This is a genomic window from Selenomonas sp. ND2010, from assembly GCF_000702005.1.
Taxonomy (GTDB): Bacteria; Bacillota; Negativicutes; order Selenomonadales; family Selenomonadaceae; genus Selenomonas_A.
In genome coordinates, this window is the sequence record NZ_JNKI01000003.1 from 96,201 (window position 1) to 122,826 (window position 26,626).

The window sequence follows — 26,626 nt, forward strand, 5'->3', positions numbered from 1 at the left end:
CATCTTTCTCAGCCATGAGAAAAGGGTTCCTTGATTGCCAGCATCCCTTGATAGACCTGCTGACTGAAATTGCTTTTCCCCGGGATCCCTACAGCATCAGCCCGGCAATGCTGGCAGTGCCGAAATACATCGATGTATTCTCCTGCCTCTTTCCGCGCCACCGCCAGATCCACACAACTAGGTGCTTCACAATCTTTAAGGTCGTGCTGCGGAATCAAGGGAATGATGTTGTAAATAGAAGCCCCTGCCGCCTTGACCGCTTTGGCAATCTCACCAATGTGGAACCGGTTGATTTCATTCACCAGTACCGTATTTACCTTGACCACCACACCAGCTTCTGCCACCTTTCGGATACCCTCCAGCTGATTGCGGATTAGAATACGACCTGCCTCCTCCCCTTCATAACGCCGGCCATGATAGACCAGACCATTTATGATTTTGGCCACAATAGACGGATCAACGCCATTGACCGTAACCGTCAACGTATCGATGCCGACCGCGATTACCTCCTCGGCCCGCTCAGCTAACAGCAATCCATTGGTGCTCATGCACTTTAGAAGCTGCGGGAACCGGTCACCAATTAACCGGAAGGTCTCCAAGGCCCGGTCCGAGGCCAACGTATCACCGGGCCCCGCAATCCCCACTACACTGAGTTCCGGACAAAACTGCAAGGCTTTTTCTACATACCCTGCTGCCTCTTCCGGCTCGATAACTTTTGTTGTCACCCCGGGCCGATTCTCGACATCATTTAGTTTTCGGTCGCAGAACCGGCAGGCAAGATTACAACCAGGACATACCGGCAAATGGATACGTCCTCGGTTCTGTTTTGCGCCAAAGCATGGGTGTATTTCTTTTACTCGTTTTGCATCCATAGCGCTACGCCCTTTCCTTCCTCAAGCACGGATACTTGCCCGCTGCTTATTCTTCTCATACACGTAGATTTTCTGAACCACCTGAGCCACCGTCGCGCCTTCAATCTCCAGGGGCAGGATATCCTGCTGTTCCAAGGCCTTCTGTGCCCCGGGGCCAATGGCTTCCGCCACCACATAGCGGCAGTCACGCAAGGCTCTTACCGCCGCCTGCATTGCTCCTGCGTCATGAAAACCATGCTGGCATGGTGCTTTCGCCTGACGTCGTTCCTGCTCGACAAAATTTCCACTAGGTTCCACTGCCACGATGACAAAGCCATCGCTGTGACCGAAATGACGGTCGATATGTAGCCCATCACTGGAAGCCAACGCAATACGATACGACATATAATCACCTCGCTTTCTATAAAAAAGCCGGGCAGCAAAATTCCCCTCTGCCGCCCAGCCTTGATTTTCTATCATCAACTGGTTTATGCATACAATCTGGTTATGGAATTATTTTCACACAAGTTTCCCGGCACTGCTTCCGGCTGCGCCAGGATATGTTTGCTAAAATACCGTTCCGCCCGGTCCGCGGCCACCAGCACAATGTTGCCGGTAATGCCGGAATGGGCGAGCTTTAAGGAAGCGGCCAGAGCCGCACCTGTCGAAGAGCCGGCAAATATACCCTCCCGGGCAGCGAGATAACGAACCCCAGCAAATGCTTCTTCATCCGCAATCTTATAAACCGAATCGACAAACGATGTCTCCATCGTAGTGGCAATAAAGTCGTTGCCAATGCCTTCAATCTCGTAATCACCATGTTCCCCTCCTCCAATAATTGAACCATAGGGGTCTGCCAACACCCCTTGTATCGCCGGATTCTTTTCTTTGAGATAGCGCATGATGCCCGAAAAAGTGCCACCGCTTCCCGCTCCAGATACCAAAAAGTCCACCGCCCCATCAAGGTCAGCAAAAATCTCGGGGCCCGTAGTTTCATAGTGTGCCCGCGGGTTAGCCGGATTTTCAAACTGCTTCATGGTAATGGCTCCCGGTATCGTACCTCGTAACTGTTCCGCCTTGGCTACCGCTGCCAGCATCCCGCCTTCCCGCGGAGTATGCACCAGCTCTGCCCCCAAAGCCTTCATCAGAGTCTGTTTCTCAGCGGAAAACTTCTCCGGCACCACAAAGATAACGCGATAGCCCTTGTTTAGTGCCGCAAAAGCAATTCCTAAGCCGGTATTTCCGGCGGTTCCTTCGATAATCGTGCCACCGGGCTGCAAAAGTCCTCTTTTTTCCGCATCTTCAATCATCGCTTTTCCAATGCGGTCCTTTGCACTGCCTCCCGGATTCCAAAGTTCCAATTTGGCAAACAGCCGGACGCCCGCCGGCAAATCAAAATGTGTCAGCTCAACGAGCGGCGTATGCCCGATGAGCTCCTGCATGGAGTGATAATAATGCATAAGCGGGTTCTCCTTTCTACTTTACAATCTTGCTGGATTCTATCGCCTGTCTAAGATCCACCAGCAAATCATTCTTATCCTCAATTCCCACCGAAAGCCGGATTAGGTTATCGGTGATGCCAATGCGGTCACGAATCACCTTGGGGATTGCCGCATGGGTCATGGATGCCGGATGGCAGACAAGGCTTTCCACACCACCAAGGCTTTCTGCCAGGGCGATAAGCCTCAGTGCCTTAAAGAATTTCCGGATGTCATATTCCTCGGTAAGTTCAAAGGATATCATCGCCCCGCCATTTTTCGCCTGCTGCCGGTTGATTTCAAAACCAGGATGTATGGGCAGTCCCGGATAATGTACCGTCTTTACGGCCTCATTCTCCTGCAGCCAATCGGCTAAAAACTCGGCATTTTCCACATGGCGGTCAAGCCGAACCCCCAACGTCTTGATGCCTCGCACCAGTAAAAACGAATCCTGGGGACCGAGCACTGCACCGGTAGAGTTTTGAATAAAAGTCAACTTATCGGCCAGTTCCTTGGTCTTAGCCACCGCTAAGCCTGCCACCAAATCGCTGTGTCCTCCCAGGTACTTCGTTGCACTGTGAACGACAATATCTGCCCCCAATTCCAAGGGCCGCTGCAAATATGGCGTCATAAAGGTATTATCCACAATAACCAGAACGCCATGACGATGAGCCCTGGCAGCCACCGCCTGGATATCCGTTATCGTCAATAAGGGATTTGCCGGACTCTCAAGGATTATCGCCTTCACATCGGGGGTAAGCTGCTTCTCTAGCCCCACCAGATTCGTCGTATCCTCGATGGCATAATGCAGATTAAACCGGCTGAATACCTTATCGAGTACGCGGAAAGTTCCACCATAGACATTGCGGGAAAGAATTACCTTGGCATCGCTCTGCAACAGGCTCAACACGGCGGTGATAGCCGCCATCCCCGAAGCGAAGGCAAAGCCAGCCACACCACCCTCCAACTCCGCAATCAAAGCTTCCAAAGCCGCCCGGGTAGGATTTCCGGTACGAGCATATTCCCATTTACCTTCCCGCAGCTCTCCCAGCCCATCCTGCTCAAAGGTCGAAGTCTGATAAATCGGTACATTCACCGAACCAGTTTTTGAATCACCATAGATACCACCATGTATCAAAGCTGTATGAAACGATTGATAACTCATAATCCCGCTGTTCCTTTCCTGTTAAAATTTTAATTTCGTTTCTTTTCCGCCAATAAGAAGTGGATGTTCTCCATTGCCTGCTGCTGGTCGGTGCGCCCCGCAAAGAAATGCCGTTGTATGTCAGCCGGCGCTTCATGGATGCGAATGACAAAACCTTCGGCGCTCAGAATCTCCCGCATCTCATCGATGGAAAAGCCGTGACGCATTGGTTCGCCAAGACGTTCGGTAAGCTCCGTCAGCCTACGTACCCGCGAAGCCGAATCCGGTTGGAAGGTCGACTCATCGGGGAAATCCAATACAAACTGACTTCCTGGTGATGCCAGGATGCTAATGCTGCGCACAAATTCGCGAAAAGCTGCCGGTGTCAGATAGTAAGACACCCCCAGCAACGAAAAGAACGAGGATTCATACGGGTGGAAGCCACTTCGAAGCAGGGTCTTCCCCAAGTCGTCCCGTTCAAAATCGATTGCCGCGTAGTGGGTATTTCGCGGTATCTCCCAGCGCAAGTCATGGATGCGGCGGAGTTTATAGGCCTGTGTGTCGGGATGGTCCAATTCAAAAATCTGCACCATCTCGTCGGTATTGCGAAAAGCAAAGGTATCCATCCCTGCTCCGCAGATTACATACTGACATTCCGCCCTGCCTCTGGCAAAGCGTTCCAACGCCCGCTCAGCAAACGCGATACGCGAAAGCGCTACTGGCGAAAAATAGTGGTCCATCTCATCAAAGACCTGTAAACTCTCGAATCCATACCTTGGCAGGTATCCATCACTGGCTGCCTTCCCCTTTAGCAAATCACCGATTTTATCATACTCATCTTTCCCAATGATGTCGTAGGCCAGATAGTCATCAAATATCTTGTTCTTCCCCAACATCGAATGGTAAGCCCGAGCAAAGGAGCAAAGCTTCGCCGTCATACTCTCCTGCGCGGCAATCATATCCATCCCTCCTTACCTGCACATTCGCTCATATTTTCTGCTATTCGTTTTCGCGGTAACCATACAAACACATTTCATATAATCCATCCCCCTCAAAGAAAGCTAAATTTGCGTAAAGAAAAAGACTTTCCGGTGCAATCCCCCAAATGAAAGGCAATTGCACCAAAAGTCTTTTCGGTACCTGTCCAGATTGTCAGCGGGCTCCATCAGAACGGAACTGCGAATGAACGCATGGCATTCTCACGGATATCTTTTTTCTGTCCGCCGTTTCTGCAGCTGTACCAATAACCCATACAGCACATGGCCTCCGGAGCGATCATCAGATCCGTAGCCCCACCTTGGTATGCGGAATAAATCCGCGCGATTGCCGTCGTTGTCATGTCGTCATTCCTCCCTTTCTCTTTAATGCCTTTGGCATCCTTTTTTGAAGCCGCTGCCTGCAAATGGGCAGATTCACAAATGAGTGAATAACAAAAAGGCTGGACGGCATCATCATGCCATCCAGCCTTTATTTGTATAATCAGCTGCTCGCTTCAATTTTAAATTCTCAACATACAAAACATGTTCTACCGAATGTCCGGTTGTTTTAATTAATCAGATATGTTTTGTATGTGCTTTATACTATCACAGGGTTTTCACAGTGTCAACCCTTTTTCGAAAAAAACAATCAAATAAAAGCACCACTGCTGCTCCCCCCACGATACAACGCGTCGTTTATCAAGCTCTCCTGGCTCAGCCGCACAGCCTGACCGGAAAGATACCGCGCCGAAAGGGGCAGCGATGTCGCCTTGCCAAAACCATCGAGCCAATTCGCCAAAATAGATTATGCATCATCGATTCCCCAGCTCAAATCTGTAAATCTTCTGAGTCAATCGGATAATCAACGTCTTCCCCCTTTTTCTCCCGTTCTACTACCACTTTCTGGAATTCAAAACACTCATCGGCAATATCCTTATTGAGCCACAGCAGGCAGATAAGGTTTGGTATTGCCATCAAACCATTCATCGTATCCGAGAAATTCCACACAACCTCCAGCGCCGTCGTAGCCCCCACAAAGGTAATCAAGCTGAACAAAACACGATAGCCCATGATAACCTTGCGATTGCTCACGAGATACTCCAACGCCTTCTCGCCATAGTATTCCCAGCCAAGAATCGTCGAAAACGCAAACAATGCCAGCGCCACCGATACAATCAGCTTGGCATACTCCCCAAACACCGAACTAAAGGCCAAAATCGTAAGCTGTGCCCCCGATACCAACTTGCCTGTCTCCGGGTCAACGGTACCTAAAGCCCCCGAAGAAGCGATGACCAGTCCCGTAAGCATACAGACAATCATCGTGTCAAAGAAGGTGCCCGTCATGTTGACATAGCCCTGCCGGGAAGCATGATCCGTCTGGGCAGCTGCCGCAGCAATTGGTGCCGAACCAAGGCCGGCCTCATTCGAGAATACGCCACGGGCTACCCCCCAACGCATGGAAGTGAGCATCGAAGCTACAATGCTGCCGCCGACGCCGCCAGCCACTGAATCAAAGGAAAAGGCCATGCGAAACATCTCCGCCACCCCTGCTGGCACTGCCGCAAAGTTTACCACTATCACAATGACGGCGACCACAAAATAAAAGGCTGCCATCGAAGGAACTACGACGCTGGACACTTTGCCGATGCTGCGAATACCGCGCAGCAATACCGACATAGCCAGTATGGCTACGACACTACCTGTCAGCCAGGAAGGAATTGCAAAGCTCGTATGAAGTGCCGCCGAAATAGAATTGGCCTGGGTCATATTGCCGATACCAAAGGACGAGACAACGACAAAAAATGCAAATAATGCAGCCAATCCCCGACCAACATACTTGTTTTTGATGCCGTTCTTCATCGCGTACATCGGACCGCCGGACATTTCCCCAACGCTGTTGGTCTCACGGTACTTGACTGCCAGCACCGACTCCCCGTATTTCGTCGACAGGCCAAAGGCCGCACTAATCCACATCCATACCAGCGCCCCAGGCCCCCCCAGAACCATCGCCGTCGCCACGCCGACGATATTGCCAGTTCCCACCGTGGCCGAAAGCGCCGTCATCAGCGATTGGAATGGCGAAATATCCCCTTCATGTTCTTTTTTCTGCCGGAAAATCATCCGTATTGCATAGCCCAGATTGCGCCATGGCAAAAACTTCAATCGTATGGTCAAAAACACCCCGGTCCCAACCAATAGGGCCAGCATGATGGGTCCCCAGACAAAATCATTAATGTCAGCCATCAGTTTTGCAAAATCCATAAAACCCTCCAGCTTGTCTACACATTTTCCACACATCATACCTAGATACAGAAAACGCTCTGCAGTCCCCAAGGAGACTTCAGAGCGTCCATCATCGACGTCTATATAATTAATTATAATAGACAGTTGTCAAGTTGTAAATAGTTATAGCAAGTATACAAAAATAAACATACTTGTTACGTATCTAATTTTTAGAGCCGTTCCAAAGCGCGATGTGCGATGTCATTGCGGTAGAACGCATCCTGGAAGGATATCTCCCTGACGCCAGCATACGCCTTATCCACAGCCGTCTTGACATCGTCAGCCTTGGCGACGACGCCGAGCACGCGGCCGCCCGCCGTGACGATCTGGCCGTCTTTCTCCGCTGTACCGGCATGGAATACTTCCGTACCGGCGGCCTTGGCCTCCGCCAGGCCTGCAATGGCAAAGCCCTTCTGGTAGGATTTCGGATAGCCCCCCGATGCCATGACCACGCAGACAGCTGCGCCATCGCTCCACTGGATGTCCTGCCCGGCCAGGTTGCCATCGGCACAGGCCAGCATGATATCGACCAGATCGCTTTCCAAGAGCGGCAGGACGACCTGGGTCTCCGGATCGCCAAAGCGCGCATTGAACTCGACGACCTTCGGCCCTTCAGCCGTGATCATAAGGCCAGCATAGAGGCAGCCTTTATAAAGACGCCCCTCCTGCTCCATCGCCTGGATGGTCGGCACGAGGATCGTCTCATAAGCTTTATCAACCATAGCCTTTGTCATGACTGGAGCCGGCGCATAGGTACCCATGCCTCCTGTATTCGGGCCTTTATCGCCATCATAAGCGCGCTTGTGGTCCTGCGAGCTTATCATCGGGCAGATGGTCTTGCCATCGGTAAAGCAGAGCAGCGATGCTTCTTCGCCTTCCATGAATTCTTCGATGACGACACGGCTGCCAGCCATACCGAATTCCTGGTCTTCCATGATGTCCGCAATGGCCGCCAGGGCTTCGTCTTTCGTCATAGCGACGATTACGCCCTTGCCGGCAGCCAGGCCATCGGCCTTGATGACAATCGGTGCCCCCTCCTGCTCAATATAGGCGCGGGCTGCATCAGCTTCCGTGAACACCTCGTACTTAGCCGTCGGGATGCCATACTTCTTCATCAAGCCTTTCGAAAAAGCCTTCGACCCCTCTATTTCTGCCGCCAGTTTCGTCGGACCAAAAGCCTTGATGCCAGCTGCATTCAATGCATCGACAAGGCCATTGGTCAGCGGGACCTCAGGCCCGACCACAGCCAGGTCGATCTGCTTTTCCTTGGCAAAAACTGCCACCGCATCATTATCGGTGATAGAAATGCCACTAACGCACTCTGCCACCTCAGCCATGCCCGGATTACCAGGAATCGCATAAAGCTTCGTGGCCTTCGGCGACTGCGCAAGTTTCCAAGCCAGCGTATGCTCACGGCCGCCGGAACCAATAACAAGAATATTCATCGTCTACCCCTCTTATTTCTGCAGCTGTTCAGCCAGATAATCTTTGATCATGGCATCATAGGCGGCCGTATGCGCAAAAGCCTCCTGCGAAAGCTCCATGCGCGTGCGGTCATCGACACAGCCCGTTTCCTTGACCTGTTTGGCAATCTCGTCGTAACGGGCAGGATTTGTCACGATCGTGACGAACTTGAAGTTCTTCGCTGCTGCACGGACCATAGCCGGACCGCCGATATCGATGTTTTCAATGGCCTCAGCCAATGTGACATCGGGTTTGGCAATCGTCTCCTTGAACGGATAGAGATTGACCGCTACGAGATCGATCCCCGTAATCTTATGCTCCTTCATCTGCTTGACATGCTCTTCGTTGTCACGCACAGCCAGGATGCCACCATGGATATATGGATTCAGCGTCTTGACACGGCCGTCCATGATTTCCGGAAAGCCCGTAACATCGCTGACATAAGTAACGGGAATACCAGCGTCCTTGATGGCTTTCATCGTGCCGCCTGTCGAGACGATTTCCACGCCAGCCTCATGGAGCTGACGGGCAAATTCAACTACACCGTCTTTATTCGATACGCTGATAAGTGCGCGTTTAATCTGCATTGATATATTCTCCTCTATTTAAAATCTCAATCCAAAATCCGTACCTGACGTCCTTCTACCTGCAGCCGACCTTCGCAGTAAAGCTGGATGGCCTGCGGATAAATGACATGTTCCTGCTCGAGCACGCGAGCCCCGAGGGTCTCTTCGGTATCCCCATCCAGCACAGGAACAGCCGCCTGCAGGATAATCGGGCCGCTATCGGTACCTTCATCGACAAAATGAACGGTGCAACCGCTGACCTTGACGCCATAAGCCAAAACATCGCGGTGCGCATGCGCGCCAGGAAAGCTTGGCAAAAGCGCCGGATGGATATTCATGATGCGGCCCGCAAAATGACGTACAAATACCGGCGTCAGAATGCGCATAAAGCCCGCCAGCACCACCAGCGTAACGCCAGCAGCTTCCAGCTCCTCAATCAACGCCTCTTCGAACGGCTCACGGTCCTCATACTGCTTGCGGTTGACACAGACTGCTTTGATGCCAGCTCTTTCGGCCCGCTGCAAGGCAAATGCCTCCGGCTTATCGGTAAGCACTACGGCGATTTCGGCATCGACTTCGCCGCGACCGATGGCATCGATAATCGACTGCAAATCCGTACCGCGTCCTGAACAGAGAACGCCCAGTTTCTGTTTAGCTTCAGTCATGGAACACGCCGCCTTTGATAGTCACATCATGATTGCCCTTGACGACGCGGCCAATCTCATAGACCGTCTCCTCGGCACTGGCAAGATGGGCCTTGATTTTCTCCGCCTCATCAGCACTGGCGATAATAATCATGCCAATGCCCATGTTGAACGTACGGTACATCTCTTTCCAGTCAACATTGCCCCACTGCTGCAGCAGTTTGAAGATAACCGGCATCTGCCATACGGAGCTATCGATTTCAACGGCCATATCCTCTGGCAGCGCACGCGGAATATTCTCGTAGAAACCGCCGCCCGTGATATGAACCATACCGTGAATATCAAACTTCTCGATAAGCGGCAGGCAGGCTTTGGGATAAAGGCGCGTCGGCGTCAACAGTTCCTCACCAATCGTCTTGCCGAGCTCCTCGATGTACTCATCGCCCTTGAAGCCCTTGAGATCAAAGCAAATCTTGCGCACGAGCGAATAGCCATTGGAATGCACGCCTGAGGACGGCAGGCCCAGAACCACATCGCCTTCCTTGACTTTCTCACTGGTGATGAGTTTCGATTTTTCGACCACACCGACAGCAAAGCCAGCGATATCATACTCGCCCACCGGATAGAAACCGGACATCTCTGCCGTCTCGCCGCCAATCAGCGCGCAGCCCGATTCCTTGCAGGCTCCCGCCACGCCTTTTACGACATCGGCCACCTGCTCCGGATCGAGTTTGCCCACAGCCAGGTAATCAAGGAAAAAGAGAGGCTCTGCGCCCTGCACGAGGATGTCGTTGACACACATAGCCACAGCATCCTGCCCGACCGTGTCATGCTTATCGAGCATAAACGCCAGACGCAGTTTCGTACCGACACCATCGGTACCGGACACCAGGATTGGCTCTTTATATTTCCCGGAATTCAGTGCAAAGAGACCACCGAATCCGCCCAAATCTCCCAAGACCTCGGGACGATACGTAGCTTTGACGCTATCTTTTATCAGCTGGACGGATTTGTTGCCGGCATCGATATCAACACCGGAATCTTTATAAGTAAGTTGTTCTGCCATTTCTATCCTCTCTCTTAGCACTTTTTACGCTGTTCAAATACATATTTGCTGTCGCCAGCCGGCTTCTCGCCATCCTCAATCGGATACGCACTATTAAAGCAAGCATAGCACATCGCCTCAGGGTCAACGGCCGATACCGACTGCTTGAGCCCTTCGATGCTCAGGAAGTGCAAGCTGTCAGCTCCAATGTACTCGCGAATCTCTTCCACGCTCTTGGTCGCTGCGATGAGCTCCTTGCGCACCGACGTATCGATGCCATAGTAGCACGGATAGCCAATCGGCGGACTGCTGATAAGCATGTGGACCTCTTTGGCCCCAGCATTGCGAAGCATCTTGACGATCTTGCCGCTCGTCGTACCGCGGACAATCGAATCATCGACCATGATGACGCGCTTGCCCTCGACCACCGAACGGATGGCGTTGAGCTTGAGCTTGACCGCCGTATCACGCTTTTTCTGCGTGGGCTGGATAAACGTGCGGCCGATATAGCGATTCTTGATAAGGCCCTCGACAAACGGGATGCCCGACTCAAACGCTACGCCCGTAGCCGCCGTCGTCCCCGAGTCCGGAACCGAAATGACGATATCGCCCTGGCAGCCCGACTCACGTGCCAGCATGCGGCCCATCATGAAACGCGCATCATGGACGCTCTGGCCATCGATGACCGAATCGGGACGTGCAAAGTAAATATACTCAAAGATGCAGGAAGCCTTCGGTTCATCCGTCGCAAATGGATACGATTTTATGCCATTTTCGTCAATCACGACCATCTCCCCCGGCAGTACATCGCGGATGAATTCCGCTCCGACTACATCGAGCCCACAGGTCTCCGAGGACAGGATATAGCTTCCCTCCTCTGTCTTGCCGATGCACAGCGGCCGGAACCCCTGCGGGTCACGCGCCCCGATGAGCTTGCTCTCGGTCATGATGGTCAGGCAGTATGCACCCTTGATTTTCTTGAGGCTTTCGATGACCTTGTCCTCGATGGTCTCCTGACGCGAACGCGCAATGAGGTTGACAAACACCTCGGAATCGATAGACGTCTGGAAAATCGTACCCTGCTGCTCAAGATCATGGCGGATTTCAGCGGCATTGGTAAGATTGCCGTTGTGCGCGAGAGCAATCTTGCCGCCCGCATAGTTGACCATCAGCGGCTGCGTATTGGCCAGCAGGCTCGAGCCCGTCGTCGAATAGCGCACATGGCCGATGGCAATGCACTGGTTCTCCATATGCGGGACCTGATGACGGAACACTTCATTGACCAGGCCCATACCGCGCGTGACATCCATCCAGGCTCCATCGGTGATGGCGATGCCCGCGCTCTCCTGCCCACGATGCTGCAGTGCATAAAGGCCCAGATACGTCATGCCCGAGACATCCTCGGTATGCGAATACACCCCATAGACGCCGCATTCCTCTTTCCATTTCGGTTCTAAGTTATAGCCATTTTCATACATGGTTATTTTGTTCTCTCTTTTCCTTTTATAAATACACGATTGCTTTAATTTTGCGTTCAAAAAAACAGTCCGATTGCGCGCGCAGCTTAAAGCTGGGCAGCAACACGGGCTGCTTTCTTTTCAACTTCTTGAATCATTTTCGTGCGGTAATCCGCCAATTTCTGTGCGAGCTCCTTATCGGCAACCGCAAAGATTTCCACAGCAAAAATCGCTGCATTCTTAGCGCCATTGACAGCCATCGTCGCCACGGGAATGCCCGACGGCATCTGAACCGTGCTCAAGAGTGCATCCATGCCGTTGAGCGGCGTAGCATTGATGGGCACACCAATAACCGGCAGCGTCGTATAGCTTGCCACGACACCTGCCAAATGGGCTGCAGCACCTGCTGCCACGATAAACGCACCAATCCCGTTTTCCGGCGCATGGAGTACAACTTCACGAACCTTGGCCGGCGTACGATGAGCCGATGCCACGATAACCTCAGACTCGATACCAAAGGACTTCAAAAGTTCTACTGCCGGCTTCAGAATCGGCCAATCCGAATCGCTTCCCATCATTACTGCAACTTTCATCACTCATGCTCTCCTTTCTTTTTGACTAGAAATACGGACCCCCTACAGGTCCGCATTCCTCCGAAACAAACTATTATGCAAAATCTTTGCCCGTAAGCTTCTTAAAGGCTTCCTTGTATTTCGCAATCGTCTTATCAATGATTTCCTGCGGCAGCTCATAATCACTGTCCGGATTTTCCTTGAGCCAATCGCGAACAAACTGCTTGTCATAAGACGGCTGGCTCTGACCTTCCTTGTAGCCATCCAGCGGCCAGAAACGGGAGCTGTCCGGCGTCAGCACTTCATCGCCCAGGACGATATTTCCCTCCTCATCGAGCCCAAATTCGAATTTGGTGTCAGCGATGATGATTCCGCGGGAAAGCGCATACTCGGCACATTTTTTATAAATCGCAATCGTGTAATCGCGAACTTTTTCTACATACTCACGGCCATGTCCTGGGAATGCCTTTTCCAGAACTTCCGCACCCTTTTCGAGGGAGACATTTTCATCGTGGTCGCCGAGCTCTGCCTTCGTACTCGGTGTGAAAATCGGCTCGGGCAGTTTCTGGGACTCCACCAGTCCCTCCGGCAGTTTAATGCCGCAAACCGTGCCATTTTCCTTGTAGCTCTCCCAGCCGCTGCCCGTGATGTAACCGCGCACGATACACTCCATCGGAATCATCGTGAGTTTTTTGCATTTCATGCTGTTGCCACGGAACTCCTCTTGCTGGAAAAACTCCGGCATCTCTTGGTTGTCCACCGAAATCATATGATTCGGCAGGATGTCTTTCGTAAAGTCGAACCAGAACCGGGACATCTGCGTTAAAATAGCGCCTTTATCCGTAATCTTGTTCTTCAAGATATGGTCAAAGGCGGAGATGCGGTCCGTAGCGACCATGATGATGCTGTCCTCTGCATCATAGACTTCACGAACCTTACCGGATTTAAATGGTTTGTACTCTTTCATGGATTATATCGTCTCCCACTGAAATAATAGATGAAAACTCCTACAAAAAATATCATAACGGCATTTTTTCCTTCTGTCAACAATTCAGGACATGTGTCCTTGAAATTTTGTTACAAAAAAGCCTTCTTTCTTGAAGGAAAGAAGGCTTTTTCGCCAGACCAGTTAAGGTCTTGCCTGTTTCAAATTTATTTTTTTATCCGAGGACGGTTTGGGACCACGTTCTTTCGCCACCGCCAACATGAGTTTCAAGCGGTTGAGCTGGTTGACCTCACTAGAGCCTGCATCGCAGTCAATAGCCGTGATATTCGCCCCCTTGTAACTCGTGCGCAGCTCATGCATAACGCCCTTGCCCGTAATATGATTAGGCAGGCAGCCGAACGGCTGCAGGCAAACGACATTCGGCACCCCTTCATCGATGAGTTTTACCATCTCACCAGTCAGGAACCAGCCCTCGCCGGCCATATTGCCGAGGCTGACATGACGGGCAGCCAGCTCCGCCGTCTCATAAATCGTATTCGGTGCCCGGAAATGGCGGCTCTCCCTGAGCGCCTTACGCATGGGCTTGCGGAAAAATTCAATTGCCTTGATGAACATTTTACCAAAGAACTGATCTTTGTACTTGCCCGCGAGCAATTTATGCTTGGCAATCGAATCGTAAGCCGAATAGAGGAAGAAATCCACGAAATCCGGCATGACGACTTCAGCGCCCTCATCCATAAGCACTTTTTCGATATGGTTATTAGCCACCGGATGGTACTTGACAAGGATTTCCCCGACAATACCGACCTTCGGCTTCCATAGTTTTTCATCAATCGGCAGATTGTCAAAATCACGCACAATAGCCTTGATATTTTTCTTGAACTTGAAATAACTGCCGTGATTGATTTCCGCTTTGCAACGCTCCATCCACTTATGAGAAAGGGCCTGCGTTGCTCCCTGCGTCGTTTCATAGGGCATCATGCGGTTGCGCACATTCATCAGCGTATCGCCATAAATGGCCGCTTTGATCGCATCGATAAGCATTGCCCGATCGAGATTAAACGCATCGGTCTCATCCTTCAAGCCATGGACGGCAAAAACCGGCACCTGCGGATACCCCGCATATTTGAGTGCTTCACGCAGGACACTTAAATAATTTGTCGCCCGGCAGGCACCGCAGGTCTGGAACAGCATAATGCTCGTATGGTCTGGATCGCACATGCCCGACTTCAACGCTTGGATGAGCTGACCAATAACGACGATAGCCGGATAGCACATATCGTTATTGACATAACGCAGGCCTGTATCGATAGCCTCCTTGCCCGGCATCGGCGGGATAACGACATTATACCCATACTTGCGGATAGCCGTCTTGAAGAGCTCAAAGTGAATGGGCGCCATCTGCGGTGCTAAAATGGTGTGGGTAGCCTTGCAATCTTCCGTAAAACGCGGACGTTCAATCGGCGGAATCTCCTTATACGCCACCGGCGTACGACGCGCCAGCGCGGCCATCAGCGAACGCAGGCGGATGCGGGCTGCACCAAGATTTGATACCTCATCGAGCTTGATCATCGTATAGATACGATGATGCTGTTCGAGAATTTCCTTGCACTGACCAGTAGTCAACGCATCCAAACCACAGCCAAAGGAGCTGAACTGGATAAGCGTCAGATTATCATGCTCCGCTACGAACTGCGCCGCATGATAGAGACGCGCATGATAGCTCCACTGATTGACCACCTTGAGCTTTCCAGCCTTGACCGGCAGATGATAGACCGCATCCTCTGATAAGATTGGCAATTTATAGGACTGAATCATCTCGGGAATACCGTGGTTGATTTCCGGGTCCACATGATAGGGACGGCCAACCAGCAGGATTGCCTGCTCCCCAGTTTTTTCGATCCGGGCGAGAATCTTCGCCCCATAATCGCGGACATCCTGACGATACTGCTCGATTTCCTTATAGGCTGCCTCGACAGCCGCCGCGATTTCATGTTTGGAAATCCCTTCCTTGCGCCCCAGCTCCTCATAAAGACGCGCAATCAGGCGCTTCTTGTCATGAATCGGCAAAAAAGGCTGGATAAAATCAATATCCTGTTCGCGCAGGATATCCATATTGCCGCGGATATTTTCGGCATACGATGCGACGATTGGACAGTTGAAATGATTGTCCGACGCGTTGACATCATCCTCCATATTGTACGGTTCACAGGGATAGAAAATCTTTTTTACGCCCTTTTCGATGAGGTCGACAATATGACCATGCGTAATCTTAGCTGGATAGCAGAGCGAATCCGACGGAACGGTTGCCATTCCCTTATAATACATCTTCGCGCTCGACTTGCCGGACAAGACGACCTCATAGCCAAGATTATCCAGGAACGTGAACCAGAACGGATAATCCTCGTACATATTGAGCACGCGCGGGATACCGATACGGCCGCGTTTAGCTCCTTCATGAGGCTTGTAATGCCTAAAGACGCGGTCATATTTATACTTGTAGATATTCGGCGTCTGTTCCTCGGTCTGCTTCTCGCCGCCCACGCCGCGCTCACAGCGGTTTCCCGTAAAGTACTTGCTGCCATCGGGGAATTTCTGCATCGTAATCAGGCACTTATTGCCACAGCCCTTGCAGCGGTAGGAACTCGTCGCTACCGTGAATGCATCAAGCTGCTCCGCCGACAGTACCGACGAATGCGCCTGCCCCGATTCCAAGGCCAGGATAGCTGCACCATAGGCGCCCATAAGCCCAGCAATATCCGGACGAATGACCTCACGGTCCAAAAGTTTTTCCATGCAGCGAAGCACGGCATCGTTGTAGAACGTACCGCCCTGCACGACGATATGGTCGCCGAGTTCGCGGACATCCTTGAGCTGCATGACCTTGAACAGTGCATTCTTGATGACCGAGAAGGCAATGCCTGCCGAAATATCGGCGACTTCCGCGCCTTCCTTCTGCGCTTGCTTGACCTTCGAATTCATGAAGACCGTGCAGCGCGTGCCAAGGTCGACTGGCGCCTTGGACGTCAGTGCCTTTTTCGCAAACTCCGCGGGCGTCATATGCAGTCCCTCGGCAAAGTTCTGGATGAACGAACCGCAGCCCGCCGAGCAGGCCTCATTGAGCGTGATATTGCCGATACTGCCATCTTTGACAAAGAAGCATTTCATATCCTGCCCGCCGATATCGAGGACAAACGTGACCTCGGGGCAGAATTCTTGCGCTGCGCGCAGATGCGCAAATGTCTCGACTTCCCCACCATCAGCATGGATAGCCGCCTTGACGATGGCCTCACCATAGCCCGTCGTCATCGTACCAGCAATCCAAGCTGCTTCCGGCATTGCCTTGTAAAGCTCTTTCATCTCGCGGACAACAGTCTTCAAAGGAGAGCCCTGATTGCTGCCATACGAAGTATAGAGAATCTCCTTGTCACAGCCAATCGCCGTGATTTTCGTAGTTGTCGAACCTGCATCGATACCGACATATACCGGCCCTGCATAAGCTGCTAAATCTCCACGCTTCACCTTATCCTTATCGTGACGGCGCCTGAAGTCTTCGTATTCTTCCTGGCTGTCAAACAACGTAAAATCCGCCTTGCGCGTCTCAGCGGCTGCCGCTTCCTTGGCCCGCTCGATACTCGTCTCCAGCTGCGCTACGTCGATGTTCTTCGCTTCATCCGACAAGGCAGAACCCATCGCAACAAAATAGTTGCCGTAATCCACAGCGACAACATGCTCCGAATCCAAATTCAGTGTCTCGATAAAACGTTTCTTAAGTTCCGGCAGGAAATGGAGCGGTCCTCCCAGGAACGCAACATTGCCATCAATCGGGCGTCCCTGGGCCAGATTACCGATGGTCTGATTGACCACTGCCTGGAAAATCGACAGGGCAATATCCGCCTTCTCCGCCCCATCATTCATGAGCGCCTGGATATCCGTCTTGGCAAACACCCCACAGCGCGAAGCTATCGTATATATCTGTTTGCCCTTGGCCGCTAAAGCATTAAGCCCTGGCGCATCGGTCGAGAGCAGCGATGCCATGTGGTCGATAAACGATCCCGTGCCACCAGCACAAACACCATTCATGCGCTGTTCCGGTGCATCACCGAAATACGTGATTTTCGCATCTTCACCGCCGAGTTCTACGACCGTGTCCGTCTGGGGAATAAGCTCCCGGACAGCCGTCGCACAGGCAATGACTTCCTGCACAAAAGGCAATCCGATACGCTGAGCAATGCCCATACCTGCGGAACCGGTCAACGCAAACGAAAACTTTTTTTCTCCAACAATCGTCTTGAGATGCGTCAAATTTTCCTGCAAAGCATTGCCAATCTCCGAAAAGTGGCGAGCATAGTTCTTATAGAGAATATTTTTCTCGTGGTCCAACACCACCAGTTTGATGGTCGTAGACCCAACATCAATGCCAACCTTTAATAGGGAATCCATAGTTTCACCACCTGAAAAAATGCATACGAGTAAAGACCCTCCTTTTACAGGGTCTTTTCATATTTTACCCCATATGCAAGTACCGTGCAAGCCGAATTATCACACAACCAATAAAAATAAGCGTCAGTAATACATAAAAAGATAAACTTTCCTGCTTACCGACGCCTGGAATCAATATTCTACTTTGTATAGATAGAGTCCACAAGCTGGTGCTGTCGCACTGGCCTGTTTGCGGTCAAGGCTTTCCATGATTCGCTGAAAATCCGTTACCGTCAGCCGCCCAAGTCCTACATTCACCACCGTCCCGATGATGTTGCGCACCATGTGATATAGGAAACCATTGCCATGGATAGAAAACTCCAACAAGCCATTGCCCTTTTCCTCCACCTTGGCCTCATACATGGTGCGTATCGGAAGCATCGGCGCACCTCCCGCAGCCCGGAACGCGCTGAAATCATGCGTGCCCAAAATGCAGTTAAGCGCCTGCTGCATCGCAGCCACATCCAGAGGCCGCCGTTCATACCAGGCATACCGCTGCGTAAATGGACTGCTGGTCTCCCCCTGCTGGATGCGGTAAATATACGTCTTGGACTTTGCGCTATGACGAGCACTGAAATCAAAATCGGCCTCATGGGCTTCCTTTACCACAATATCTGGCGGCAATAGGCTATTGACTGCTCGCACAATCCGCTCGGTCGGAATCGTACCATTGGTAAAGAAATTCACCACCTGTCCATAAGCATGGACACCGGCGTCAGTACGTCCTGAAGCCGCCAACTCAATGGTATCGCCAAAAACCAGCTGCAATTTTTCTTCCAGTACATTCTGTACGGCCACCACCGGCGGCGTCTGCCGCTGGAAGCCATGATAGGCCGTTCCATCATAAGCCACCGTCAAAACAATATTACGGGCTCTCGCCTTCATCTCCGCTTTATGTTCTGGTTTCATTTCATTCCCTTCTCCACTTATGTCAACACTTTAACGCCAAGTAATGACGCCGTCAACAGGATAAAACCGCCAATCGCCAGATAATCAATGACGCCCGTCTTCAGCGACTTCATCTGCGTACGTCCAACGCCGCCACGATAACACCTGGCCTCCATTGCCATGGCTAATTCATCAGCCCGCCGGAATGCCGACAAAAATAGCGGCACCAAAATCGGCACCATATTTCGCAAACGCTTCATCACATTGCCTGTCGTAAAATCAGCACCACGCGACTGCTGCGCCTTCATGATTTTATCTGTTTCTTCAATCAATGTCGGGATAAAGCGAAGCGCAATCGTCATCATCATCGCCAGCTCATGCGCAGGAAGCCCAAAACGGCGAAATGGCGATAACAAACTCTCTAAAGCATCCGTTAACTTCAACGGACTCGTCGTAAAGGTCAACAGCGAACTCATCAAGATGAGCAAAACCAGCCGCAGGGAAATAAAACATCCCATCCGCACGCCTTCCCAAGTCAGCGTGAACCACCCAATCCTAGCTATCGGCGTCCCCGGATTACTGAATAAATGGATGACAAACGTAAAGAGGATAATCCACCAAAGCGGTTTAAGCGAACGAAGCAGCATGCTGAGCGGAACCCCGGAAAGCATCATCAACACAAACGTAATTGCCGAAAACGCACCATAGGCCATGACATTGCTGAACAGGAAAATTTCAATCAAAAAGAAAAGCAGCAGCAAAACCTTCACACGCGGATCCATGCGATGCAGAATGCTATTGCCCGGAAAATACTGCCCGATTGTAATATTACTTAGCATTTGACAACGCCTCCTTAATGGCACGGATGCCATCCTTTAGCTGACTTCCCTCTATTTTCACGGGAAGTCCTGCCCCCTGCAAGCGATGCAACAAATGCAGCATCTGCGGCTCCTGTAAACCAGCCGCCCGCAAAAGCTCCACTTGTTCAAAGGCTGCCTGCGGCGTTGCCTTGATTGCCATTTTGCCATGATTCATAATGACTACAGAATCCGCCAAGCAAGCAATATCTTCCATGTTGTGCGAGACAAATACAATCGTGAGCTTCCACTTCTTGCGCAGTCGGCAAATGGTCTGAATCAAATCTTCCCTTCCCTGCGGATCAAGGCCTGCTGTCGGTTCATCCAAAACAAGATATTTAGGATGAAGCGCCAAGACTCCCGCAATAGCCACCCGACGCTTCTGTCCGCCACTCAGTTGAAACGGCGAACGATCCTTATGCGAAGAATAGTCCAGTCCCACAAGCTCCATCGCCTCTTCAACACGCTGCGAAAGGGCTTTGCCCTCCAGCCCTTGATTCTTGGGACCAAAGGCAATATCCGCAGCTATTGTTTCCTCAAACAACTGCTGCTCTGGATACTGAAAGACCATTCCGACCTTGTTGCGAGCCTCCTGGGCTGCCTGACGCCCTGCCTTCGAGTCATCTGCTAAATCTACACCATCCACTAAGACCTGCCCACAATCTGGATGTAACAAACCGTTCAAATGCTGAACCAAGGTTGACTTTCCCGAGCCCGTATGACCGGCAATTGCTGTAAAACTCCCTTCATCCAAGGTGAAGGACACCTCGTCCAGCGCCTTATGTTCATACGGTGTCTTAGGCATATAAGTATAACTGACCTGTTTTAATTCGATTGACACGTATATGCCTCCAATGCCTTTACCAATTCATCTTCCGTCAGAATCCCCGCTGGTAGCTTGATTCCCTGCCGTTGCAACTGCCAAGACACCTCTGCTGCCAGCGGAACATCCAAGCCGCGTTTTTTCATCCCGGGAACATCGGCAAAAATCTCGCGTGGTGTACCATCAGCTGCCACCTGACCTTTATCCATAACCACAATTCGATCAGCCACAGCAGCTTCTTCCATGAAATGGGTAATATACACAATCGTAATCCCCCTCTCCGCATGAAGCTTCTGCACCGTCCGCAGAACTTCTTCCCGTCCCTGGGGATCAAGCATCGCCGTCGGCTCATCCAAAACCAGGCACTCCGTATCCATAGCCAAAGCTCCTGCAATCGCAATGCGCTGCTTCTGCCCGCCAGATAATAGATGGGGGGCAAAAGTCCGGTATTTGGCCATATTCACCGCTTTCAATGCCGCATTGACTTTAGTGCGAATCTCCTGTGGATCCATCCCCAAATTTTCTGGCCCAAACGCCACATCATCTTCCACCACCGCCGCAATGAGCTGATTATCAGGATTCTGGAATACCATCCCAATCTGCTGCCTTATCTGCCAAAGTTCTTGCTCATTGCACGTATCCAAACCACGGATAAAGCACCGCCCCTCCGTAGGAAGCAACAAGCCATTCAAATGACGTGCCAACGTTGATTTCCCTGAACCGTTCGTCCCAAGCACTGCCACAAATTCCCCAGCCTCGATAGACAGATTCACCTTATCGAGCGCCACGGATTCCTGTGGTGTACCCGGATGATATATATGTGTAAGGTTTTCTACCTTGATAAATGCCATCTGGATATCCTCTTTCCCCAAAATCATACATGAACTATTATAGCACAAAAAACAAGGCGGTCTGTGCAAATCCTGCACAAACCACCTTTCTTTTACAAACTATATCACACACTCCACCGTCATTAATGCGCAAATACATTCCGGCAAATAGCATCTCCCACGGTTTCTTCCCAAATATAGTTATTGCTGAACTTGCCGGCGCTGCGGTCGTCTTCGTCCTCCTCAACAGCTTCGCCGTTCATGATGTAGACAAACCCATCCTTAGTGCCCGGTCTTATGGCCAGCATAGACAATAGACCAAAAGCCTCGCCCGTATGTCCTGCCAAATCTATTTTACCATCACGAGAGAACCTGGCTGTGCTGTTTCCATCCATCTGATAGATACCTAAGCCGTAGGAAAGAACCGTGCCGCCATAATTGGAGCCATTCTTCTTCGCCTCATCATAAATCCACTCACGTTTGAACATCGCCTGAACCGACTCTGGGGATAGGACTTGCTTGCCCCGATAGCTGCCGTTATTCAGCAGCATTTCCAATGCATGGGACAGCTCCTCACAAGAAATCCGCAGACCTCCTGCTGGCGAGAAAGCTGTGGCATTGGTACCGGGAACGTATCCTTTGAGGCTGTAAGTCATCTGATAATCTTCTTTATACGGGTTTTGCAGGGCTATCGTATTTGCTTTGGGCTGCCCATCTTTGTACTCATCCTGGGTTCCACGCCAGGGGCCATTTTCATCCCACTTGCCGGCAGCATCCTTTTTCTGATAGACCGTTCCCAGCTTGGCGAATTCCTTCCGGCTGAAGTTCCCTGGCACATAATCCGCATGAATATCCAGTTGCTTTAAAATATGCTTTTTCTGATAGAGGTCAAAGCGTTCACCCGTTACTTTTTCGATGACTGTTCCCAATACACCATAGTTCAGGTTACAATATTTGAAAAATTTCCCCGGCTCCTCGCCCTTGGGTGCAAAATGGCCACCATTGACATAGAATTTACCCGTTGGCTTGAAGAATTCCTGCAGACTCATTTCCGGCGGTATACTGTAGATTTTGTCATCACGCAGGGATGATGTATGAGAAGCGAGCATCCTTATCGTGATTGGCTGCTGCTGATAATTGGAATTACGCAGCTCAAAGCCCAAATACTTGCTCACATCTGCGTCCAAGTCCAGTTTTCCCTGTTCCGCCAGCTGCATGACAGTAAAGACAGTAAACATCTTAGATACCGAGGCAATGCGGAAACGACTGTCACGGGCAAAAGGCTTGCTCTTGGACGGCTGCTGCTCATCGATGACAGCCTTTCCCTGGAAATTGCTATATACTTCCTTCCCATCCCGAAAGACGATAACACCAAGACCTGGGACCCTGGTTCCCGTACCGCCAATCATCTGGGAAAGTTCCTGATCCAGTTCCGCTTTGGCGACATCCCCCGCAGCAAAAGAAACATTCATGGTCAAGCCAAGCGATAACGCAGTCATTGCCAGAATTTTCATTTGTCTTTGCCCATAGGAAAGTATTTTTTGATACCTTTTCAGATCAAATTTCATTTCTACCATCCTCCGTCAAAAATTCAAAAAACAACTTCCAATAGAAGTCATGCCATCAATAGTCTGAACGGCTTTGCCATTTTGGTAAGTGAGGTCAGAAATCAACACCTTCCGTATGTAATGCTTTTTCCTCTTGCTGCCTGAGAAGGTGAAATAGCTGCTGGCGGAGTGAATCACCAAAGGAGTTCCCTTAGCATCTTTACCAAGATAGAGCATCACATGGCCCGGCTTGAAAAACAGCGCACCAGCCGGCGCTTCCGCAGCTTTTTGATAGCGGGCAGCGGTATCAAGCCCTTCCAAGGATAGGGAGTGAATCATGGCCAATTCCTGCTGATCGGCATCACGGGGAAGGAGTATCCCCATGGAACGGTAGACATCCTGCACAAATGAGGAACAGTCCACGCTCTCCTCCATACCTCCCCAACCATAGACATCGCCCAAGAAATTCAGGGACTGACGCACGAAATTATTGGGCGTGCAGGGAAGATAACCAAGATTTACCGTGCTGTCAGACTTGATGGAAGTCTCGACTTCCGAAAGATGACCATTGATTTCCACGGGAATAACAGCCTGATAGACACCTCCCTGAGGTACTGATGATTTCAAAGGAATAATGCTTCCCATCTGGAAGAGGACATCCCATGCACCTCCTACGTGAACTTTTTTCTTATGGTCTGTCACCACGAGAAAATTTTGAGGCGACACATATTTTTCCCATTTTGCCCGCTCCGTGAAGCCAATGGCACCGAGACTTACCCACCCCTTGTAGTAACGTCCGACAGCAAAAGCAAAAGCCCCATCCTTGCTCGTATGCAATACGAGCAGTGGTTCACAGGGGTCGAGCGCTGTGCCCTGCAGATCATCATAATGCTGAAAGGACTTGTCATCAAAATAGTATTGGGCGGTTGGCAGAAGGCGCATATCGGTACGCATGGTTACTACGCCATAGCGAACTTTGGCACTCGCCGGAACAGTGTCCAGATTGCAATTGTCCTGTGCGATTCGGTAATCAACCTGGGAAATTTTCTTCCCACCCTTGTCATAATGTTCGCCGGGATCGGTTTCCCCACGGAAATCCTGCTGCGCACTGAGTATCAACTCTTTTAGCGTTGCGCGGTCTACTTCTTGCGGATAGGTCAGCAAATCTGTCAAGCTTGACGTTTTCTCTCGTATTGCTTGATTGACGGAGGCAATCTCCTCCCTTGTCAAGCAAAGTTTGTCCCCAGCATGATTCCTCACAGTCCAATAATCAGCAGTGCCCCTGGCACCATGAATGGCAATCGATGCGTAGGACGTACTTCCCATACCAACCAAAACCAGCATCGCCGTGATTGCTACTAAGAAGACATTCTTTTTCCAAGCTATCCTTTGCTGATTCCCCAAAGGGTATTTCTGCATGTGTTTTTCTCCCTTCTTCTGTTAAGATTCTACTTATAAAGCATGATTGCGGCTTTCAACGAAAAGAGCCGCCCCGATATCCCCCTGGATGTTCCCTGGACCACCTTGACATCTATAAATATCCCTATGCTTTGTTTACATTCTATAAAATTATCTGAATTCCTGCTTGTTCTTTGCTAGGTTAGCATTTGGAGGAAGCAGCCACATAGCGTCAGGCGAATATCCCCAACAAATCAACCCCTGTTGGGGAATTTTGGCAACACTGCGAAGTTTACGTAATTGCTTGTACCACAAAAGGCGGCCCACCAGCTCTTTCGAGCCGGTGGACCGCCTTCATCAGTAGGGATGTGTTATTCACATCCCTTTCATAGTTGCAATATGCAATTAGACGAGCTCGATGATAACCATCGGAGCAGCATCGCCACGGCGTACGCCGAGTTTCAGGATACGCGTATAACCGCCCTGGCGGTCAGCGTATTTTGCTGCGATCTCATCGAACAGCTTTCTTACAACATCTTCATCAGACAGGGCTGCGATAGCCTTACGACGAGCGCTCAGGTCGCCACGCTTTGCAAGCGTGATCAGCTGCTCAGCAAATTTGCGGAGCTCTTTTGCCTTAGCTTCCGTCGTCTCAATGCGGCCATATCTGAAGAAGGAAGTAAGAATGCTAGCAAACAGCGCCTTACGGGCTGCGGAGTTACGTCCTAATTTTCTGTAGCTCATTTATTTCCCTCTTTTCAATCGTTGTTTTCTCTCAGAGCCAAACCGAGTTCCTCGAGCTTCTTCTTGACTTCCTCAAGAGATTTGCGTCCGAGGTTGCGGACCTTCATCATGTCATCTTCCGTCTTCTCAGCAAGGTCAGCGACCGTGTTGATGTTGGCGCGTTTCAGGCAGTTGAAGGAACGTACCGAGAGGTCAAGGTCTTCAATGGTCATTTCGAGGACCTTCGAAGAATCATCCTCTACCTCTTCTGGGAAGGATGCCTCCTCCTCCTCAATCTCATCCGGCAGACCGTCCATGTTCTGGAACAGTTTGAGGTGCATGACGAGAATGCCAGCAGCCTTGCTGACAGCTTCTTCCGGACGAAGTGAACCATCGGTCCAAACTTCAAGAATCAGCTTGTCATAGTCCGTGACATTACCTACACGAGTATCCTGTACCGTGTAGTTCACGCGCTGTACCGGGGAGAAAATCGAATCAATTGGAATGATACCAATCGAATCTTCCGGCTTTTTGTTCTTGTCAGCCGGAACATAGCCGCGGCCGCGTTCAACGGTCATCTCAATCTTGAGTTTACCCGTCTCATCAACCGTAGCAATATGGAGGTCCGGATTGAGAATCTCAATGTCGGCATCACAGATGATGTCGGCAGCCGTAACTTCCTTCTCGCCTTCCACGTCAATGCGGATAACCTTCGGCTCGCTCCCTGCCATTTTGAGACAGAGCTGCTTCAGGTTCAGGACGATATTAGTTACGTCATCCCGGACACCCGGAATCGTGGAGAACTCATGGAGAACACCATCAATCCGGATGGAGGTAATTGCAGCACCCTCCAGCGAGGACAGGAGCATACGGCGGAGGCTGTTGCCAAACGTCGTGCCATAACCACGCTCGAGCGGCTCGCAGATGAATTTACCGTAACGGTTGTCTTCACTGATTTCCGCAATTTCAATTTTCGGTTTCTCGATGTCTATCATCTGAAATGAACCTCCTCAATAATCAATGAAACACTATGCACACAGGCACAAATATTCATTATTTGGAGTACAACTCGACGATAGCCTGCTCATTGACAGGAACATCGATCTCATCACGGTTCGGGAAACGAGTTACCGTACCCGTAAGGTTGGCCTGGTCAGCCTGGAGCCATGCCGGAGCGGACAGAGCGTTGTTGCTCTCTTTGAGCTCCTTGAAGAATGCATTGCTCTGGCTCTTCTCGCTAACAGCGATAACATCGTTAGCGGAAACCAGTGCCGAAGGAATGTCCAGACGTTTGCCATTAACCGTGAAATGACCATGACGAACGAGCTGACGAGCCTGACGGCGCGTATTAGCAAGGCCAAGACGGAAAACGACATTGTCAAGACGACGCTCAAGAAGGCCCAGCAGGTTTTCACCCGTTACACCCTGCATCTTCTTTGCTTTATCGTAGTATCCACGGAACTGTTTCTCCAGTACACCGTAGATGAACTTTGCTTTCTGCTTTTCTTTCAGCTGCAGACCATACTCGGAAACCTTACGGTTCGTACGGCGCGGCTGACGTTTCGATTCTTTGGAACGACCAATAACAGCCGGCTCGATGCCAAGTGCACGGCATCTTTTAATGGCTGGTACTCTATCAATTGCCATCTAG

Annotated in this window: 25 protein-coding genes; all 25 read right to left on the bottom strand. The window is 50.9% G+C overall.

What is annotated here, in order from left to right:
* Window positions 1-8: 8 nt before the first annotated feature.
* The 25 genes from T504_RS0103245 to rpsD all read right to left on the bottom strand — a co-directional run bounded on the left by T504_RS0103245 (window position 9) and on the right by rpsD (window position 26,622).
* Complete coding sequence (locus T504_RS0103245) at window positions 9-872, bottom strand: radical SAM protein (protein ID WP_033169628.1); 864 nt, start codon at window positions 870-872, stop codon at window positions 9-11.
* Between the two features lie 21 nt (window positions 873-893).
* Window positions 894-1,256 (bottom strand): NifB/NifX family molybdenum-iron cluster-binding protein, encoded by a 363-nt coding sequence (locus T504_RS0103250; protein WP_051635180.1) that lies wholly within the window; start codon window positions 1,254-1,256, stop codon window positions 894-896.
* An 83-nt stretch (window positions 1,257-1,339) separates the two neighbouring features.
* Window positions 1,340-2,311, bottom strand: a complete 972-nt coding sequence (locus tag T504_RS0103255) for a PLP-dependent cysteine synthase family protein (RefSeq protein WP_051635181.1) — start codon at window positions 2,309-2,311, stop codon at window positions 1,340-1,342.
* 16 nt (window positions 2,312-2,327) lie between these two features.
* The gene (locus T504_RS0103260; RefSeq protein ID WP_033169629.1) at window positions 2,328-3,494 is read right to left on the bottom strand and encodes a trans-sulfuration enzyme family protein; all 1,167 of its coding nucleotides are present in this window, start codon (window positions 3,492-3,494) and stop codon (window positions 2,328-2,330) included.
* A 29-nt stretch (window positions 3,495-3,523) separates the two neighbouring features.
* Window positions 3,524-4,432 carry a class I SAM-dependent methyltransferase gene (locus T504_RS0103265; RefSeq protein WP_033169630.1) on the bottom strand — a complete coding sequence of 303 codons (909 nt, stop codon included), beginning with the start codon at window positions 4,430-4,432 and terminating at the stop codon, window positions 3,524-3,526.
* 206 nt (window positions 4,433-4,638) lie between these two features.
* A complete protein-coding gene (locus tag T504_RS14545; RefSeq protein WP_156033462.1) occupies window positions 4,639-4,812 on the bottom strand; it encodes a hypothetical protein in 174 nt (57 codons plus the stop codon).
* Window positions 4,813-5,099: 287 nt separating this feature from the next.
* Window positions 5,100-5,249 carry a hypothetical protein gene (locus T504_RS14550; RefSeq protein WP_197018675.1) on the bottom strand — a complete coding sequence of 50 codons (150 nt, stop codon included), beginning with the start codon at window positions 5,247-5,249 and terminating at the stop codon, window positions 5,100-5,102.
* 29 nt (window positions 5,250-5,278) lie between these two features.
* Window positions 5,279-6,712: an alanine/glycine:cation symporter family protein gene (locus T504_RS0103270; protein ID WP_072022699.1), complete on the bottom strand. Its 1,434-nt coding sequence runs from the start codon at window positions 6,710-6,712 to the stop codon at window positions 5,279-5,281.
* Between the two features lie 191 nt (window positions 6,713-6,903).
* Window positions 6,904-8,178, bottom strand: coding sequence for a phosphoribosylamine--glycine ligase (gene purD, locus T504_RS0103275; RefSeq protein ID WP_033169631.1), 1,275 nt, complete (start codon window positions 8,176-8,178; stop codon window positions 6,904-6,906).
* Window positions 8,179-8,190: 12 nt separating this feature from the next.
* On the bottom strand, window positions 8,191-8,784 hold the full coding sequence (locus tag T504_RS0103280; RefSeq protein ID WP_081823360.1) for an IMP cyclohydrolase: 594 nt from the start codon (window positions 8,782-8,784) through the stop codon (window positions 8,191-8,193).
* Between the two features lie 26 nt (window positions 8,785-8,810).
* Complete coding sequence (gene purN, locus T504_RS0103285) at window positions 8,811-9,428, bottom strand: phosphoribosylglycinamide formyltransferase (RefSeq protein WP_033169632.1); 618 nt, start codon at window positions 9,426-9,428, stop codon at window positions 8,811-8,813.
* Window positions 9,421-10,473: a phosphoribosylformylglycinamidine cyclo-ligase gene (purM, locus tag T504_RS0103290; protein WP_033169633.1), complete on the bottom strand. Its 1,053-nt coding sequence runs from the start codon at window positions 10,471-10,473 to the stop codon at window positions 9,421-9,423. The genes purN and purM overlap by 8 nt, the downstream gene beginning before the upstream one ends.
* A 14-nt stretch (window positions 10,474-10,487) precedes the next feature.
* Window positions 10,488-11,930, bottom strand: coding sequence for an amidophosphoribosyltransferase (gene purF / locus T504_RS0103295; RefSeq protein ID WP_033169634.1), 1,443 nt, complete (start codon window positions 11,928-11,930; stop codon window positions 10,488-10,490).
* Window positions 11,931-12,016: 86 nt separating this feature from the next.
* On the bottom strand, window positions 12,017-12,502 hold the full coding sequence (purE, locus tag T504_RS0103300) for a 5-(carboxyamino)imidazole ribonucleotide mutase (RefSeq protein ID WP_033169635.1): 486 nt from the start codon (window positions 12,500-12,502) through the stop codon (window positions 12,017-12,019).
* Window positions 12,503-12,575: 73 nt separating this feature from the next.
* Window positions 12,576-13,448, bottom strand: coding sequence for a phosphoribosylaminoimidazolesuccinocarboxamide synthase (locus T504_RS0103305; protein WP_033169636.1), 873 nt, complete (start codon window positions 13,446-13,448; stop codon window positions 12,576-12,578).
* A gap of 162 nt (window positions 13,449-13,610) precedes the next feature.
* Entirely contained in the window at window positions 13,611-17,870 is a 4,260-nt protein-coding gene (locus T504_RS0103310) for a 2-hydroxyacyl-CoA dehydratase (protein WP_033169637.1), read from the bottom strand.
* Window positions 17,871-18,041: 171 nt separating this feature from the next.
* Entirely contained in the window at window positions 18,042-18,818 is a 777-nt protein-coding gene (gene truA / locus T504_RS0103315; RefSeq protein WP_033169638.1) for a tRNA pseudouridine(38-40) synthase TruA, read from the bottom strand.
* A 17-nt stretch (window positions 18,819-18,835) separates the two neighbouring features.
* Window positions 18,836-19,636, bottom strand: a complete 801-nt coding sequence (locus T504_RS0103320) for an energy-coupling factor transporter transmembrane component T family protein (RefSeq protein ID WP_033169639.1) — start codon at window positions 19,634-19,636, stop codon at window positions 18,836-18,838.
* Window positions 19,626-20,495: an energy-coupling factor transporter ATPase gene (locus T504_RS0103325; RefSeq protein ID WP_033169640.1), complete on the bottom strand. Its 870-nt coding sequence runs from the start codon at window positions 20,493-20,495 to the stop codon at window positions 19,626-19,628. The genes T504_RS0103320 and T504_RS0103325 overlap by 11 nt, the downstream gene beginning before the upstream one ends.
* On the bottom strand, window positions 20,480-21,328 hold the full coding sequence (locus T504_RS0103330) for an energy-coupling factor transporter ATPase (protein ID WP_033169641.1): 849 nt from the start codon (window positions 21,326-21,328) through the stop codon (window positions 20,480-20,482). Before T504_RS0103330 ends, T504_RS0103325 begins: the two co-directional genes overlap by 16 nt.
* 122 nt (window positions 21,329-21,450) lie before the next feature.
* Window positions 21,451-22,821 carry a serine hydrolase domain-containing protein gene (locus tag T504_RS0103335; protein ID WP_081823365.1) on the bottom strand — a complete coding sequence of 457 codons (1,371 nt, stop codon included), beginning with the start codon at window positions 22,819-22,821 and terminating at the stop codon, window positions 21,451-21,453.
* 69 nt (window positions 22,822-22,890) lie between these two features.
* Window positions 22,891-24,273, bottom strand: a complete 1,383-nt coding sequence (locus T504_RS0103340; RefSeq protein ID WP_051635182.1) for an NlpC/P60 family protein — start codon at window positions 24,271-24,273, stop codon at window positions 22,891-22,893.
* A 384-nt stretch (window positions 24,274-24,657) separates the two neighbouring features.
* Window positions 24,658-24,996: a 50S ribosomal protein L17 gene (rplQ, locus tag T504_RS0103345; protein ID WP_033169642.1), complete on the bottom strand. Its 339-nt coding sequence runs from the start codon at window positions 24,994-24,996 to the stop codon at window positions 24,658-24,660.
* Window positions 24,997-25,010: 14 nt separating this feature from the next.
* Window positions 25,011-25,970, bottom strand: a complete 960-nt coding sequence (locus tag T504_RS0103350; protein WP_033169643.1) for a DNA-directed RNA polymerase subunit alpha — start codon at window positions 25,968-25,970, stop codon at window positions 25,011-25,013.
* Window positions 25,971-26,028: 58 nt separating this feature from the next.
* Window positions 26,029-26,622, bottom strand: a complete 594-nt coding sequence (gene rpsD / locus T504_RS0103355; RefSeq protein WP_033169644.1) for a 30S ribosomal protein S4 — start codon at window positions 26,620-26,622, stop codon at window positions 26,029-26,031.
* Window positions 26,623-26,626: the final 4 nt, after the last annotated feature.